Raw genomic sequence first — 12,676 nt, forward strand, 5'->3', positions numbered from 1 at the left:
TTTGGAGGGTTTGGTGGGTGAGGGCGGCCAGAAACCGGGTTTCTACGAGATTTTACGCATCCTCACGAGATATTCGTGAGAAACCCGGTTTCTAAATCCCGCGCGCAAACTTACGATCTCCATCCATCTGCTCAACCTCAGCAATAATTTCCTTCACTATCTCCGCATCGGGCGATCGCAAATGCTGTAAAATCTTCAAAGATTGCTGTAAATAATTCAAAGCTTGGTCAAAATCTCCCTGCGCTGCTAACAACTGTCCAAGCATTGCGAAAGTAGCAGTTTTCCCTTGAACATCGCCAATTTTTTCCTTAAGTTCGAGAGATTGTTGATAAAATGCGATCGCCTTTTCTACTTCCCCTTGATTGGCATAGATTATTGCTAGACAGTGCAAAGTAGCTGCTTTCCCTTGAACATCGCCAACTTTTTCCTTAAGTTCGAGTGATTGTTCATAAAGTGCGATCGCCTGTTCTACTTCCCCTTGATTCGCATAGATTATTGCTAGATTGTGCAAAGTAGCAGCTTTCCCTTGAACATTGCCAATTTTTTCCTTAAGTTCGAGAGATTCTTGATAAAATGCGATCGCCTTTTCTACATCCCCTTGATTGGCATAGATTATTGCTAGTTGGTGCAAAGTAGCAGCTTTCATCTTAATATCGCCGATGCGTTCAAAGATTTCCATAGCTTGCTTTTCTAAAGTAATCGCTTTTTCGATTTCTCCTAGATTGCGTTCAACAATTGCTAATTCATGCAAAGAATTTGCCTTGAGTTCGGCTAAATCTTCATCATCTTTAACCAAATCTAATGCTTGTTTCAGATAGTATTTTGCTGTTGAGTAGTCACTCCGACTGCGATAAGCAATTCCCAAATCATTCAAAACCCTAATGCGAGTTTTTAAATCACCTTGAGTTTCCTCGCGCCCATTCGAGGGAGTGTATTCAATCAATAACCGTTTTAATAAATCTATCCGTTCCTGCTTTTCTGGAACCTCACAATTGCTAATTTCTTTGCTAGCATCCAGAGTTTGAGAAATCGCATCATCCCTAGTATTTGCCGGAGTTTTAAACACAAAAGTTCCCGAATTCCAGGCCCAGAAATCCGGCGCATAATTAGCAACTCGCGTAATCGCATAATCTGGCAAACAAAAAATCATTGGATGCCGTACCATAACCGGATAAGCATCTCGCACCCAATTAAAATCTACCAACATTGGCGGATATTCCCCCGTCATCCCGATCGCATTTTCCACTCCCCGCACAATGAAAATCAACTTTTTGTCTGGTTGAACCTTGACTGCTGGCAAAACCTTCAGAATTTCATCCATCAAAAAGCGCATATCAGGATCGGGAAAATCCCAAATCTCAAACTGCATCTCTTGACAATCGGGATGATTAATTAAAGCCTGAATAATCGCATCTGTATCCTTCGCAAAATTACAGTCAATAAATCCCAAATCAAAGGCATCATCGGGAACAATATCGACAAACGTCAGCAATTGGTCAAAAGATTCTTGATTGAATTCAATTATCCTTTGCTGGTGTATTTCAGGGATTTCCTTGAATTGATCTAAGGGCTTGTTGGAAAGCATAACTTTGTTTTACGAGTGGGTTGACATAATTCCACCGACTATTGCCGTTGTATTCCAAGACGGAAAGATTGAATAATAAATTTTGTCCGATTTCTTCTTTAGCAATATCTTTGTCGATGCAAACTCGCGCTAGTATTGTATAATATTCTGGTGTAGGAGTAGACCTTTCAAAATCAAATTGCTGTTGATTTAAAGCGTAAGTTACATCTTCAGCCAAAACTTTATTGTGTTTGCGAGTAATGGCCGTGCGACAAGCCGATCGAGTTATCTGCATCAATTGTCGCACATGACCGCCACTGGCTTTTGCCAAATCTAGCAACTGTTTTCGATCATCAAATACCGCACTAACATCAACTCGTTTCTCGATCAAACTGGCAACTCCATCTAATCTTTGCTGATTGCAATTTAAATCGCACTCACTGCGGTTAAATTCATAAATATTCACCATTGGCACGATGTTGGGATTGCTATCAAATAAATTGCTGACATTTTTATATGAATAAATTACCGAAATCGGCACTGTATAGATAATTGTACAGTCTAGTTCTTGCAGTTGAGGAGCATAATCAAAAAACAAATGATTGGCAACTCTTGGAGTAATGCGGTCTAAGTTATCAACAATCAGTAAAAATCCTTTTTGGTAACGGCCTGGATATTTGCGTATCAGCTTGTCAAAAGCATCTTTTAACAACAGATTCATATCTGTTTGCAAGCGGGATAGATTGCGCTGAAGAGTTTCGCGAATAACTTGTTTGTGTTGACTAGAACCTCGGATTTGACCGATCAATTTTGCCATCAGCTTAGAAATAAAGGGAATTTCTGCCCCTGCACTTGCTTCAGTTTCAATGCTAACAGAAGATTGAACAGTTTCTTCTGTTTCTTTAGTGACTTCTTTAAACCACAATTCAAAACTATGTAATAGTTTTGGATCAAACTTCAATCCTAATTCAGTTAACTCATCAGCTACTTTTTTGATAACTAGCAAATATAAATCGGTATATTCAGCATCAAGAACATCTAGTTCCTGATCGAATTCTATATAAATGACCCGATATTCATTTTCCCATCGCGACTGAATGCGTTTTAACTCTGTACTTTTGCCGCATCCCCGATGTCCCGTAAACAAAATTGTGTTAAATTCTCCCGGTTCTTGAAGATCCAAATCCGTGCTAACATTTTCGATCGCCACTGTGTTGCGTACTGCGGACAAATCTACATAATATCGGGCAATATCATCACCCGCTAGAGGCTTGACATCGCAAGCGCGGTAAGCTTCCTTGAGTGTTTTGGCGCGGTTGGGTGGGAGTGAAGTCATCGGATTTTAGATTATGGATTGTAGATGGAACCCACAGTTGACTGCGATTAGGGGCGATCGCAATGTGGAGCTTTTCAACCCCAATTCTAACTCATATCTCACACGATACTCAAAAAATGGCGATCGCAACCGACTGACCATAATTAATTATTGTCCTAAAAATCAGGTTTTCCAATACTTTTGTAAAGACAAGGAATCGCTAACAAACTGTTAAAAGAAGAAGTTCCTCAAAGCGATATAGTGCTGGCTTTTCACCATCCAGACGATCGATCGCCCTTTGACAGATTTTGCTGTTGCCTAAAAACGTCCTTACCTAGCCAACTCTAATTTTGGTTCCCGCTTGCTTAAATTGTAACTAGCGCTTTCTTCCAGCAATTGACGAACAAAACTAGGTTCTTCGGAGTTCAATGAATGCAAAATATCTCGATACAAACGACAAGCATCATCATCATTCAAAATGCGGTTGTGGAGAATTCTCGTCCATTCCGAAGCAACGAGCATTAATTGCGGTATAACTGTAACAAATGCTTGAATCTGTGCTGACACATCAAAAGATTCTAAAAAATGAATCAAACCGAACATGACTTCTGGCTGTTCGCAGCGATCGTCTAAAATCAGATGTAAATCTGGCAAATCTTCATTGTGAGGACGATCGGCAACTGAGGCTAAAGCATTTTCAAAAGCTGTCACTTCATCAGGCGATCGCATTAATTTATTTTTTCCTAAAAAGTTAATCCAAATATTTTCTTTCATCAGCTATTACCTTCCTCATCTGATTCATGGGGAACTGTCTAACTTATCAAACAGTTGATTAAAAAAATCCTCCGCTTTTTTCCCTTCCCCTCGATCCATTTGTGCCAAACCCAGTTTAATTCCCTTTAAACTCTCCAATAACTCAACTGCATCTAAAAGCTTCTGATAAGATTCAGCATCCTGAACAACTAACTCTGCTTTCCCGTTGACAGTTAAAACTAAAGGATTTTTTGTTTGCTTCAGTCGCTGCACAAACTCAGTCGTATTACGTTTGAAATCGGTGAGAGAATGTATGTCTCTTGAAAGGTTGATCATAATAATAACATTAAATTAGCATTCAATTCAATGCTACACCATGCCGACGGAGTTCGTCAATCAAATTTTGATAGCAAAAAAAATAGCGGAATCAAACGCGGTACTATAATAAATTAGAGCAATACATCAATCCCAAATCTCAAATCCCATGTCCCTAACGCTTTACAACAGCTTGACCCGCCGCGAATCACCTTTCGATCCCATCGAACCCTCAAAGGTGCGGATGTATTGCTGCGGCGTTACGGTATACGATTACTGCCACGTCGGCCACGCCCGCGCTTACATCGTCTGGGATATGGTGCGCCGATATCTGATGTGGCGGGGATACTCGGTGCGCTACGTACAGAATTTTACCGATATTGATGACAAGATTCTCGATCGCGCCCGCGAGACAAATTCCACAATGGAAGCCGTAGCCGAACGCTTCATCGACGAATATTTTGCCGACATGGACAAACTAAATATTCTCAGGGCCGATGAATATCCCCGCGCCACCCACTCAATAGACGGCATCAAACGGCTGATTCACGAGTTAGAAAACAAAGGCTTTGCCTATGCGAACAGCGGCGACGTTTACTACAGCGTTCGCAAGTTTGACAACTACGGAAAACTTTCCGGCCGCAAGTTGGAAGAAATGGCAGCCGGGGCTAGCGGCAGATTAGAAACCTCCGAAATAGAAGCTCAAAAAAAGCAAGATTCCTCAGATTTCGCTTTGTGGAAAAGTGCTAAACCCGGTGAACCTTTTTGGGAATCATCTTGGGGAAAAGGTCGCCCTGGATGGCACATTGAATGTTCGGCGATGGTGCGCGATTGCTTGGGCGAAACTATTGATATTCACTGCGGCGGTTCCGATTTAACTTTTCCGCATCACGAAAACGAAATTGCTCAATCTGAAGCTGCGACTGGCAAGTCTTTGGCTAATTATTGGATGCACAATGCTTTTGTGACTGTTAATGGCAGAAAGATGTCGAAGTCTTTGCACAATTTTATTACAATTCGCGATTTGTTGGAGGGGAATTGGTCGGGAGAACTTGAATCTGACCCCCCCCAGCCCCCCCTTGCTAAGGGGGGGAGTAAGAGTGAATCTGACCCCCCCCAGCCCCCCCTTGCTAAGGGGGGGAGTAAGAGTGAAAATGAATCTGCCCTTGCTAAGGGGGGGAGTAAGAATCAAGGCGATAAGTCAAAAGCGGTGGAACCGATGGCGGTGAGGCTGTTTGTGTTTATGGCGCAGTATCGCAGTCAGATAGATTTTACTGAAGATGCGATCGCCAATGCTCAAAATGGCTGGAATACTATCAACGAAGGCTTGCTTTTTGGACTCCGATATGCAGAGAAACTGAATTGGGACGTTGAGAAAACTGGACAAGATACCAAAGCTGTGCAGCAATTCCAAGCAGCTATGGATAATGATTTCAATACTCCGGCTGCTTTGGCTGTTTTGTTTGAATTGGCGAAGGAATTGGGTAAGGAAAGCAATGTTTTGGTGCATCAAGGCAAAACTGAAACTTCGCCGGAATTGTTGCAGCTTCATTGGCTGACTTTGGTGAGTTTGGCGGGGGTTTTGGGGTTGGAGGTGCAGCCGGAAGCTGACAGCGATGCGGTGGTTGGCGGTTTGAGTGATGCGGAAATTGAGGCGATGATTCAGCAGCGGAAGGATGCCCGGATAGCTAGAAATTTCGCTGAGGGCGATCGTCTTCGCAACGAACTTAAGGATCGGGGCATTACTTTGATCGATCAAAAAGATGGCACAACAATTTGGCATCGCAGTTGAAATTCAGAGTTTTTTAACCGCAGATGAACGCGGATTAACGCAGACGAAATTCCATCCGCGTTCATCTGTGTTCATCTGCTGATATCTGCGGTTGCAAACTTCCATTCACAAACTCCGCAACAGCACTCACAAATTCTGCCGTAGATTCGTAGGGTAAAACATTGCGCCCCGGCATTAATAAACCCTCTGCGTTGGGAAAGTTAGCCAAATATTGCGCTATTCTTTCCTCTGGTTTTTCTTCCTTACCTGATTGACTGATGCTTGAGGCTTTTTCTCCCATAATAACGAGTGCCGGATTCATAAACTGTTGAATCGTGGTACTATAATCTTGCCGCCAAAAACCCGCTAAAAATGAGAAAACTGCATGACGGCTGTCAGGATTTGCCGCCCCAGCTTGCAAAGCATCCAACCATTCGCTGTCAACTTTAGCAGCATCGCCAAACAGTTGTTTTGCAGAAAAAGAGCGCAAAAATTTAGCGCGTCTGGCGTATCGATAAAAAGCGTTTCCCAAGGGAGAGTCTAACAAATTCCAGACGATTCTTTGCTCTCTATCTGTCGAATGTTTGTTCATCACCGCCCAGGCTGGAGGCCCGGCGAGGACTAAGGAATGGATTAAGTTAGAACCGCTTTTCTGCTGGATTTTGGCTAATTCCAAGGCTACACACAGTAAAGCACCTTGCACGAGGACGATCGCAGGTTTTTTTACTACAGTCTCCAAGAAAAACTGCAACTGTGCCGCCCAATCCTCAGGATAGCAAGCCACAGCGGGCATTTCGCAATCGCCGCAGCCCAAAAGGTCGGGATTGTAAATCGGATTTGTGTTGCCTGATTTGTACCAACTTTCGCAAAACCTCTGCCAAAAGACTCTTGACAATCCAACTCCTATGGGATGGATTAATAACAAAGGGATGCTATCTTCTGTCGCAGTAGTTGGTTGATAAACATCATAAGCACAGCGATATTTTTGCCATTCGTAAAACAGCGTTGGTGATTTGATAGACGAAATGGCTGATAAATCTTGAGTTGAATATTGTGGTTGCATATTATTTTTTTGTGCCGATGTTACTTTTTATTATAAAATGAGTAGGGCTGGGTTTTACCCAAAATATATGGGGTAACTCAGAAGATAAATAAACCCGCCCTGTGCGAGGAGATAAGCGCAACTACAGACCTTTATTATTTAATCATGTCTGAACAGCGGATTACAATTTCTATACCTAACTTGCTGCTCATTGTAGCATCGTCCTTGCTGCTAGTGCTGCTGTGGCAATTGCGGAGTCTGCTAGTAATTCTGATGATATCAGTGGTGCTCGCTGCTTCGATCGTCCCGATCGTCAATTGGGCCGAAACCATGCGCGTTCCCCGCTGGCTGGCGGTGATTCTGGTTTATTTAACTCTGATTGGCGGATTCAGCGGGACGGTAGTGTTAATCGGGCCGACAGTCATCGATCAAATACAGTTACTGGTGCGACAGTTACCAGTTTACGCCGAAAGTCTGGAAGTGGTAGCGACTAGCTTAGCCAGTCGCCTCACCGATGATGCACCTGCTTTGGTGAATCAGTTGCTGGACACTCAATCGCTGACAAATTGGCTGATTCGATCGAGCCAACAACTGGTTTTGCGATCGTACAGTTTAACAAGAGGCATTCTCGGCGGTTTCTTCAGTTTAGTTTTAGCATTATTTATTTCCGGCTACATGGTAGCGGACAGCGACACATTAATTAAAAGTTTGGTGCAGTTTTTCCCGAAACCTTGGGACACAAAACTCGCCGCCCAAGCCACGCCCATCGGGCAAAGAATGGGGAGTTACATTCGCGGGCGGGTGTTAGTTTCGGGGATTTTAGGGATATTTATCACCGCAGGTTTGAGCTTTTTGGGGATGCCGGAGTTTGCTTTGGGCTTGGGTGCGATCGCAGGTGTGACAAATCTGATTCCCTTCATTGGCCCGGTTTTGGGTGCAGTACCCGCCTTAATCGTCGCCTTAGCTAAGGGTGGATGGGTGTTGTTGTGGGTATTGCTGCTGTTTGTATTTATCCAAAACTTAGAAACTTACGTACTAGATCCTTTGCTGGTTGGTTCCTCGGTTGGGGTGCATCCATTGTATCAATTGCTGTCTGTCTTGGGAGGCGTGCAAGTATTAGGAATTATTGGCGCGGTAATTGTGCCGCCTTGGTTTGCGGGAGTAGCTGCTTTGATTGAGAATTTGTATTTAAAACCGAAGCTGAGGAGCGAATATCGAGAGACAATAAATCAAGCTAAAAATAATTCTGACTTACCGCCTTTGACACCTTCGGCTTCAACAGTTGACAGTTGACAGTTGACAGTTGACAGTTGACAGCTTGTAGTTGTAGGGTGTGTCGCCTGCGATAAATTCCTAACTCAATACCGAGAATCTCAGGGCGACGCACGTGATACGACTCATTAAAATTATTTCCACAAACACCAAACTCGTCAAAGGCTGATTTGCTCAAATATTTTATCCGGTGCGTCGCCCTGAGTTTATTCGTCAATTTGAGAGATGGTTGAGGGTGACACACCCTACAATTATCTGGTGCGTCGCCCGATCGACTATTTGTCAATTTTAAAGATGGTTGGCGGCGACACACCCTACAAATAATGTTGCATGATTTTTCCTAAAATTCGGCACAGTGAATTGAAAAAACTAGACAAAATTGCCACAGCCACAAACTCTCTTGAAATTATCTGCGTTCATCTGTGTTAATCTGCCTTAAATCTGCGGTTGCTCTATCAATCCTAAGTCTAGTATCTATAAGCCCAATGACAACTGACAACTGACAACTGACAACTGACAACTGACTAAGGACTAATTGCCACTTCAATGCGACGGTTGCGCTGCCGATTGATCTCAGAACTATTATCCACCGAAGGGCGACTTTCCCCGTAGCCGATCGCCACCCAATGATACTTCTGCCCGAGCACACCAGACAAATACTGCACCACAGCCTGAGCCCGCGCAAACGACACATTGCGATTTTCCGCCTCTTCTCCCGCGTCGTCAGTGTGGCCTGCAACCCGCACCGTCGCCCCCTCGTAACTCCGCAACTCCGCCACCAAATTGTCCAAAATCGCACTGGTACCCGCCCGCAGAGAAATGCTGCCAGTATTAAACAAAACATCGCTGGGCAAAGTTACCATCAGCGCATCCCCTGCAAACACTGGATTTCTCGTATTCTGTGGCTGCGCGTTACCATCGAGAGGGCTCGGCGCGGGTAAAGCCAGAGGAGGAGTGGCCTCCGTTGGGGTTGCAGCCAATTCCTGCGACATCAACTGCAACCGCTTTTCCAAAGTTTCCGTCGGGCGGCTGCTACCCAACTGACTTTCTAAAGCCGCTGTGCGCCCAATTAGCGCGTTGAGCTCGCCCTGCAACTTTCTTAAATCTCCCTGCAATTTCTCTCTCTGGGCGGGATTGACTTTCGACTGGGGAGTTGGTGTAGCGGTTGGTGCAGGAAGCGCTGGAATTGGCGTTGCTGGGGCGCGTTTCGGGCTGGAGGTCAAATTTTGAGTTACGCGCAGCAATCTCTCGGCGATCGGCATAGACGTGGCGCGTGAGGGATAAATTTGGGCGATCGCCATCCCCAAAACCCACGCAAAACCGCTGCCTACTCCCAGCAACAGCAGTCTAAAGATTAGCGACAGTAAAAATAAACCTTTTCCCCGCGACTTAGAGACGCGAGTCGGGGGGATTGAAGGTTTTTCCGTAGAATATCGCGTCATGGTTCCTCCCTCTCGGTACACATACCAGATTAATTTCGATACTATCCTATATATCCAATTTTAGATTTTGGATTTTAGATTTTAGATTGGAGGACAAATCTCAAATCTGAAAAATTCACCCGGTTTCTACAAATCTGGGGTTTGGCGGCACAGCATTTCCGACAAAAACCCGATTGCTATTCCCCTGCCTGTAAGCCTAAATCTGTTAGATAATACTGTAGAACTTTTGGCAAAAAAATGATGTCTGACCCTTTAAATAGCCCCTATCCCGTGCCTTGGGAATGGATTAATGAGACTCACGCTAAGGTGAGTTCAAATGCTGGCACAGGTATCCGCTACTATCGGAGTCCTTCCCTAGTTTCAACTAACGGCCAATACGCGGCTTACAGTCGAATTGAATTGCAAGTACAGCCGGAATTGTCGCGGTGTCGGGTTAGCAGCGTCATGTTTGTGGAAAATCTCAAAACTGGGGAACTGCAAACAGTGGCGGCTGCTTCGCCCCTGGCCGAAAGCGGAATGTATGCTAGCGATGACACAGATATGTCCGGGACGATCGCAATTTTAGTACCTGTTTCTTGGAATCAAGAGGGTTCCCGCGTTCTCGCCCGCGAATTTGAAGCGTTGTTCAACTCTTCCGATATGTCCGACTACGCGGTCATTTGGGATAAAAATGATAATTATACTTATACCGTTGCTCCGGCTCGCAGTCTTTACACCCATGCTGTATTGTTGGGTTGGAGTCAAGTTTGCCCGGGACAAGTTCTGTTCCGCGCCGGTCATTTGGGCGATCGATCTTGGCCTCTTTGTGCCGTCGATATGACTGGCCAAACCGTATCTGTCACCCAAGACAAACCCCTAGTTTTCGGCACTCAAGCCAGCACAGACTGGATCGAACCTAAAACTCGTTTCTAGATATATTTATGGCGGCATATTCTTTGATTTGGCCCAAAATTATTTTACTTTCCGGTCAATCTTTAGAGCAATTTCTTTTGACTCTGGGGATGACAGCTTTGGCTGTGATTTTCGGTCTCACAGCTTTTATTTTTGTTCGGGTTTTTGTCAATTGGTTGCAGGACAAGCTGGAGGAAAAACGCCATTTTCTGAAATTGAAATCACCCCTAAAAAACCGAGATTCAACTGCCAATATTGCCGCAGGTAAAAACGTTTTTTTAGAACCGCAATTTGTCGAAGAAGATTCCAATTATCCGGCGTTTTTTGAGGAACCAGAAAGCGATACTTTAGAAGAGCCGGAGCCAGAAATCGTCTGCGAAGATGCAGCAGCAGTTGCCCATCTCTACAACCCGATCGCACTTTGGCAAGGGCGCTTGATTTTGCCATCAAACGAACAGCGCCAGATTTATGGATCAGTTTTTTTTGAAGTGATCAATGCACCCAAAAAACATCAAAATTTCATTGGCAAAATAGCATTTTTGAAGTGGAGTACAGATCGCCAAGTACAATTTTTTGTCCACGCCGTCAGTCAAGATATCAGCTTCACCAAACAAACTCAAAAAAGTCAAAAATCAGGCAACATCCATCCAGATAGATTGAACGGCTGGCGCAATGTCGGCCCTTTAGAAACTCTAGCAGGTAGCAGACGCGAAGACAGCGTGACTGTGATGTTACGGAGACCGGTGATTGCCATCAACCATAGCAACAGCGACCCGCAAGAACTAATTATCGATCGCGAACCAGTACAAATTATCGGACGTTTCTGTGCCTTAGTCTCAATTTTACAGCGCCCAGAACCCGACAGCGACAAATTTATTGTCCGGCATTTGGGCCAAACATCCCAACAATTTGACGGCGCCGCCGAAATCATTCGGATTCCCCAAGTACAGCCAGACAAAAATGGGATAGCGAGGTCTACCAATCACCAAATCGAACAATCGCCATTAAATTCAGAGGGCTGGTACATTTACGGCGAAAGAGATGAAGATAATATTTTTGTTGTTCAGGCTATCGAACCCCGGAAAATTGCCCAATTAATCCCAGATGAAACACATTTCGGGTTACAAAAATCTCTCGCTTATTTAAAAGACCAAAACTGGTTAAATACTAGGGCGCAAAAAGGACAAGCCAAAAGAGTATTGTTGATGCCAAATGATGCTACAGAAAACGATTCTATCTCCCCTTGGGAAGAAGGAGATATCGGTATAGTGATTCACTGTTTCGGCGGTATCGGCGGCAAAGGCGGCGAACCGACACCGCTGAGAATTGTCACCGGACATTTTGCTTTTGGAGTAGCAAAAGTTGTGCGCGATCGCTTTACCCGCGAACTGCGTTTTGACATAGAATACAAACAAGTTTATGCCCACAATCCAGACGGCATTGTAGCAGGTTCCAGCAAATGGCAAAGTTACATGGGAGACTTGCAGCGCGGCTGGTTGGGCGATCGCCCGGTGTGCGATATCATCTGTAAATTAGACTGCGTGTGTTGCGACTACGACTTTGACGGCATCACCTTGTCGCCTTTAACTGAATTAAACCAGCAACTAGATATCATGATGGCGCGCTACCGCAGCGGAGACGGCACCGGCGCCAGTTTAGTCACGCCAGCAACTTCTTGCGTCCAAGATTCCAGTCAGGCAATTTACGCGACAATTAAAAAAATCACTGCGGAAATTGAGTCAAATCCTCAGATTCAAGACTGGCTGAAAACACATCCCACCGCCGCACAAACCGAAAGATTTAACCAGTTAATAGCCTTAGGAGAGAGTTTAGAAAAAGTATTAATTCCCCTCGGTGTTGTCCGTCCAGATTGGCGCAAAAATGCGAGATTGGCGGGTATTGATTCTGAACTGAAAAAAAGCTTTTTTGCTGGCATCGTGAATTCGTTCAAAGCTGCTATGAGTTACCGAACAATGCTGCCGAGGCGTACCCAAGATGCGATCGCCAAAATCCTCTTAAAACAAGGAGCTTTTTTGTGGATAATTCGCACAAATCAAGTTGGTGGATTCGATCCAGATATTGAGCCGATCGCACCTACAGGACTTTGACTCAAATTATAATATAAGAAAAAGACGGCGGTTGAAACCGCGTCTACACAAACAAATTCCGCCTCCGCGGAATGAAGAGAATTAATCAGATCCGGCGATTTTAACCGTCTTTTCTTCAACCCGCGGAGGCGGGTTTTGTCTGTGTAGACGCGGTTTCTAACCGCCGAGTCTTCTACGAATCCGGCGATTTTAACCGCCGTCTT

11 protein-coding genes are annotated in these 12,676 nt (G+C 44.6%); 5 read left to right on the forward strand and 6 right to left on the reverse strand.

Annotation, left to right across the window (positions count from 1 at the left end):
• Positions 1-91 precede the first annotated feature (91 nt).
• Both JGK07_RS07910 and JGK07_RS07915 read right to left on the reverse strand, forming a co-directional pair.
• The gene (locus tag JGK07_RS07910) at positions 92-1,585 is read right to left on the reverse strand and encodes a tetratricopeptide repeat protein (RefSeq protein ID WP_293241961.1); all 1,494 of its coding nucleotides are present in this window, start codon (positions 1,583-1,585) and stop codon (positions 92-94) included.
• The gene (locus JGK07_RS07915; RefSeq protein WP_293196739.1) at positions 1,542-2,900 is read right to left on the reverse strand and encodes a P-loop NTPase fold protein; all 1,359 of its coding nucleotides are present in this window, start codon (positions 2,898-2,900) and stop codon (positions 1,542-1,544) included. Before JGK07_RS07915 ends, JGK07_RS07910 begins: the two co-directional genes overlap by 44 nt.
• Before the next feature lie 207 nt (positions 2,901-3,107).
• Between JGK07_RS07915 and JGK07_RS07920 the strand changes: the two genes are divergently transcribed.
• Positions 3,108-3,227: a hypothetical protein gene (locus JGK07_RS07920; protein WP_293242039.1), complete on the forward strand. Its 120-nt coding sequence runs from the start codon at positions 3,108-3,110 to the stop codon at positions 3,225-3,227.
• Here the strand turns inward: JGK07_RS07920 and JGK07_RS07925 are convergent.
• On the reverse strand, positions 3,210-3,653 hold the full coding sequence (locus JGK07_RS07925; protein WP_293185222.1) for an Imm30 family immunity protein: 444 nt from the start codon (positions 3,651-3,653) through the stop codon (positions 3,210-3,212). The genes JGK07_RS07920 and JGK07_RS07925 overlap by 18 nt on opposite strands.
• A 24-nt stretch (positions 3,654-3,677) precedes the next feature.
• Entirely contained in the window at positions 3,678-3,968 is a 291-nt protein-coding gene (locus tag JGK07_RS07930; protein WP_293185221.1) for a type II toxin-antitoxin system Phd/YefM family antitoxin, read from the reverse strand.
• 148 nt (positions 3,969-4,116) lie between these two features.
• Between JGK07_RS07930 and cysS the strand changes: the two genes are divergently transcribed.
• Positions 4,117-5,739: a cysteine--tRNA ligase gene (cysS, locus tag JGK07_RS07935; RefSeq protein ID WP_293241958.1), complete on the forward strand. Its 1,623-nt coding sequence runs from the start codon at positions 4,117-4,119 to the stop codon at positions 5,737-5,739.
• A gap of 61 nt (positions 5,740-5,800) precedes the next feature.
• Here the strand turns inward: cysS and JGK07_RS07940 are convergent, their stop codons facing one another.
• A complete protein-coding gene (locus JGK07_RS07940) occupies positions 5,801-6,781 on the reverse strand; it encodes an alpha/beta fold hydrolase (protein WP_293217259.1) in 981 nt (326 codons plus the stop codon).
• Between the two features lie 144 nt (positions 6,782-6,925).
• On the opposite strand from JGK07_RS07940, the gene JGK07_RS07945 reads away from it, so the two are divergent.
• Positions 6,926-8,053, forward strand: a complete 1,128-nt coding sequence (locus tag JGK07_RS07945; RefSeq protein WP_293224269.1) for an AI-2E family transporter — start codon at positions 6,926-6,928, stop codon at positions 8,051-8,053.
• Between the two features lie 503 nt (positions 8,054-8,556).
• On the opposite strand, the gene JGK07_RS07950 is transcribed toward JGK07_RS07945, so the two are convergent.
• A complete protein-coding gene (locus tag JGK07_RS07950) occupies positions 8,557-9,474 on the reverse strand; it encodes an OmpA family protein (protein ID WP_293211342.1) in 918 nt (305 codons plus the stop codon).
• A gap of 237 nt (positions 9,475-9,711) precedes the next feature.
• Between JGK07_RS07950 and JGK07_RS07955 the strand changes: the two genes are divergently transcribed.
• Together JGK07_RS07955 and JGK07_RS07960 are read left to right on the forward strand one after the other, a co-directional pair.
• Positions 9,712-10,386, forward strand: a complete 675-nt coding sequence (locus JGK07_RS07955) for a hypothetical protein (protein WP_293203024.1) — start codon at positions 9,712-9,714, stop codon at positions 10,384-10,386.
• A gap of 8 nt (positions 10,387-10,394) precedes the next feature.
• Positions 10,395-12,473, forward strand: a complete 2,079-nt coding sequence (locus tag JGK07_RS07960; protein WP_293241955.1) for an abortive infection protein — start codon at positions 10,395-10,397, stop codon at positions 12,471-12,473.
• Positions 12,474-12,676 lie beyond the last annotated feature (203 nt).

Origin of the sequence: Microcoleus sp. PH2017_24_DOB_U_A, from assembly GCF_020738205.1 — a bacterium.
GTDB lineage: Bacteria > Cyanobacteriota > Cyanobacteriia > Cyanobacteriales > Microcoleaceae > Microcoleus.